The 1,947-nt window shown below is 62.6% G+C and carries 3 protein-coding genes; 2 read left to right on the top strand and 1 reads right to left on the bottom strand.

Annotation, left to right across the window (positions count from 1 at the left end; translation table 11 throughout):
• Positions 1-37 precede the first annotated feature (37 nt).
• Both EN939_RS32160 and EN939_RS32155 read left to right on the top strand, forming a co-directional pair.
• Entirely contained in the window at positions 38-298 is a 261-nt protein-coding gene (locus EN939_RS32160) for a hypothetical protein (protein WP_127271563.1), read from the top strand.
• 91 nt (positions 299-389) lie between these two features.
• Positions 390-890, top strand: a complete 501-nt coding sequence (locus EN939_RS32155) for an MmcB family DNA repair protein (RefSeq protein WP_050596738.1) — start codon at positions 390-392, stop codon at positions 888-890.
• A 29-nt stretch (positions 891-919) separates the two neighbouring features.
• Here EN939_RS32155 and nhaA read toward each other — a convergent pair.
• The coding region (gene nhaA, locus EN939_RS32150) for a Na+/H+ antiporter NhaA (protein WP_127271585.1) at positions 920-1,947 on the bottom strand (1,028 nt) is incomplete at its 5' end.

Genomic DNA, 1,947 nt, shown 5'->3' with positions numbered 1-1,947 from the left:
GCGCAAAGACTTTTTTCTGCTATCTTAGGGTTACTAAATGGAAATTGATCGGCGCGGCATATCAAGTCGATTCGCGCTGACGATCTCTTTGTTTTTCGAGGAACTGCTTGGCGTGTTCCGCCCAATCAGCCGCCGTGACTTTATGCTCCCGAACGGACTTTCTGAAAGCCTTGCGCAGAGCGTCAAGGTCAAAGGCCCATACTTGTTGGCCTTCTTTAGTGTTCGATTTTGCGTCACCCGTCCCCATGGAAGCGACGGTACGCACCGCAAACTCAATCTTTCAAGGATCAATGCCTGACTTCTTTTGGGTATATCCGGGTATATCGAATATACAATCGTCTGCATAAAACAGGTTCAAACCGTGAACAAAATCTGGCATGGTGCCTGGCATGCCGATCATCTCCCCCATCCTCATCAATCCTCTCATCGACGGCCGCCAGTCCGAACGCGCCATGCTGGTGCGGCGCGGCGTACAGCGGCTGCTCATGGATATGGGCGCACATGTGTTGCCCGAACTGTCGCTGGCCACGGGCCGCCGCGCCGACCTCGTCGCGCTGACCCGGCAGGGCGATATCTGGATCATCGAGATCAAATCCTCGATCGAGGATTTCAGGGTCGACCGCAAATGGCCCGACTACCGGCTGCATTCCGACCGCTTCTTCTTCGCCACCCATCCCGGCGTGCCCTCGGAGATATTTCCCCAGGAGTGCGGCTTCATCCTCTCCGACGGCTACGGCGCCGAGATCCTGCGCGATGCGCCCGAGCACCGCATGGCAGCGGCAACGCGCAAAGCGCTGATGCTGCGGATCGCGCGGGCCGGCGCTTCGCGGCTGCTGGCGGCAGAGCTTGCCGGCGTGTCGGTGCCGGCGCTGGAGGGTGAGAGCGAGTAGCGATTGTCCCCCAAGTCCTAAGACTGCCTCTACTCTTCACCGTCCTCCACGCCACCCCTGGCGGGCGCCATGAGCAGCACGGCAGCGCCCAGGATAGCGGCGATGAAGGAACCGGCGAGGATGCCGACCTTGACCGCGTCCTGCAGCGCCACGTCGCCGGCGAAGGCGAGCAGGCCGATGAACAGGCTCATGGTGAAGCCGATGCCGCACAGCAGCGATATGCCGATCATGTGCGTCCAGCCTGCATTGGCTGGCAGGTCGGCAAGACCGAGCCGGATGGCAAGGGCCGAGGAGCCGAACACGCCGACCAACTTGCCGACCACCAGGCCGGCGGCGACACCCAGCGTCAACGGCTCGATCAGCGCACTGACGCTGAGACCGGCGAGCGAAACGCCGGCATTGGCAAAGCCAAAGATCGGGATGACGACGAAGGCCACAATCTTGTGCAGGCCGTGCTCGAGCCGGTGCAGGGGCGAACGGTCGAGATCGTGGCCGATCCCGGCGGAACGCTCAAGCGGGATGGTCAGCGCCAGCGCCACGCCGGCGAGCGTGGCATGGACGCCGGATTTCAGAACCAGCACCCACAGGATGACGCCGAGCACGAGATAGGGAACCAGCGTCATCACCCGCATGCGGTTGAGCACGACAAGCGCGGCAATGACGGCGAAGGCAGCACCCAGATAAGCCAGCGAAAGGCCGCTGGTGTAGAAGATGGCGATGATAATGACGGCACCGAGGTCGTCGATGATGGCAAGGGCTGTGAGGAACACCTTCAGCGAAGCCGGCACGCGGCTGCCGAGCAGCGACAGCACGCCGAGCGCGAAAGCGATATCGGTGGCGGTCGGGATCGCCCAGCCGGACAGGGCGGCCGCATTGTTGCGGTTGACGGCGACATAGACGAGTGCCGGAACCAGCATGCCGCCGGCGGCGGCGATGCCGGGCAGCACGCGCCGGGGCCAGGTGGAGAGCTGGCCGTCCAGCATCTCGCGCTTGATCTCCAGTCCGACGAGCAGGAAGAACACCGCCATCAGCCCGTCATTGACCCAATGCGAGACAC

Origin of the sequence: Mesorhizobium sp. M7A.F.Ca.CA.002.05.1.1, assembly GCF_003998335.1 — a bacterium.
Lineage (GTDB): Bacteria > Pseudomonadota > Alphaproteobacteria > Rhizobiales > Rhizobiaceae > Mesorhizobium.
The sequence above is the reverse complement of the archived record's forward strand: the minus strand, read 5'-3'. Positions and strand labels throughout refer to the sequence as shown.